The organism is Syntrophales bacterium, assembly GCA_023228425.1.
Taxonomy (GTDB): Bacteria; Desulfobacterota; Syntrophia; order Syntrophales; family UBA2210; genus MLS-D.
The window spans coordinates 110001-111531 of the sequence record JALOBE010000006.1 but is presented as its reverse complement, the minus strand read 5'-3'; the positions used below and the strand labels follow the sequence as shown (position 1 = coordinate 111531).

At 50.2% G+C, this 1531-nt stretch carries 1 tRNA gene and 1 rRNA gene (1 of these 2 running past the window's edge); both read left to right on the top strand.

Going from position 1 to position 1531, the window contains the following annotated elements:
- Positions 1-51: 51 nt before the first annotated feature.
- Positions 52-127 (top strand) — tRNA-Ala (locus M0Q23_03825).
- Positions 128-328: 201 nt separating this feature from the next.
- Positions 329-1531 (top strand): 23S ribosomal RNA (locus tag M0Q23_03820) (it continues 1822 nt past the right edge of the window).

Below are 1531 nucleotides of genomic sequence, written 5' to 3'. Positions count from 1 at the left end.
CACGCCTGATAAGCGTGAGGTCGGTAGTTCAAATCTACCTAGGCCCACCAAGGGGGTGTAGCTCAGTTGGGAGAGCGCCTGCTTTGCACGCAGGAGGTCATCGGTTCGATCCCGTTCACCTCCACCAGGTATTTCTGGTTGAGGTGATGAGCGACCGCTCCTTGCTCCTGAAACGAGTGCTGGAACGAGTGATTGACGTGCCATGCGGGTAGTATGGCACATCAATCATCGGTTTCAGACCGATGGGTTTCGATACGTTCTTTGACAATTGCATATTGTATAGATTCCAAAACAAAAGCTGAGCATTCATTTAAGTTTCAAAGTTTATGGCCAAGCTAGTAAGGGCGTATGGTGGATGCCTTGGCACCAGGAGGCGATGAAAGACGTGGCAGGCTGCGATAAGCCTTGGGGAGCCGCCGAACAGGCTTAGATCCAGGGATTTCTGAATGGGGGAACCCGGTCCGTGTCATGACGGATCATCTGTTGCTGAATACATAGGCTGCAGAGGCGAACGAGGGGAACTGAAACATCTAAGTACCCTCAGGAAAAGAAAACAAAAGTGATTCCCGCAGTAGCGGCGAGCGAACCGGGAACAGCCAAAACCGGATATGCGTGATAGCCCGAAAGCGTTGTATGTCCGGGGTTGTGGGGCCTTATCGGAGAAGGTTTCGGACTTCTCGGAAAGTTACAAATCTTATTCATAGCTGAACACTCTGGAACGTGTGACCACAGAGGGTGACAGTCCCGTAAGCGAAATGGATAAGACTTTCCGGATAAGGTTCCCGAGTAGCACGGGGCACGTGAAACCCCGTGTGAATCCAGGAGGACCATCTCCTAAGGCTAAATACTACCTGGTGACCGATAGTGAACAAGTACCGTGAGGGAAAGGTGAAAAGTACTCCGGGAGGAGAGTGAAATAGTACCTGAAACCGTATGCCTACAAACTGTGGAAGGACTATGATTGCTGTTTCGGCAGCAATCAGTCTGACTGCGTGCCTTTTGCATAATGAGTCAGCGAGTTACTCCGTGTAGCAAGGTTAAGCCGTCAGGTGGAGCCGTAGCGAAAGCGAGTCTTAACAGGGCGATTGAGTTGCATTGAGTAGACCCGAAACCAAGTGATCTATCCATGGCCAGGGTGAAGTCTCGGTAACACGGGATGAAGGCCCGAACCGGTGTAGGTTGAAAACTGCTCGGATGAGCTGTGGATAGGGGTGAAAGGCCAATCAAACTTGGAAATAGCTGGTTCTCCCCGAAATATATTTTGGTATAGCCTTGTAATGTAAGTATTGGAGGTAGAGCACTGAATGGACTAGGGGTCCCACCAGATTACCAAACCCAATCAAACTCCGAATGCCAATAACTGTAATTACAGGAGTCAGACTACGGGTGAAAAGGTCCGTGGTCGAGAGGGAAAGAGCCCAGACCGCCAGCTAAGGTCCCTTATACATGCTAAGTGTAGAAGGAGGTGGAAACGTATAGACAACCAGGAGGTTGGCTTAGAAGCAGCCACCCTTTAAAGAAAGCGTAATAG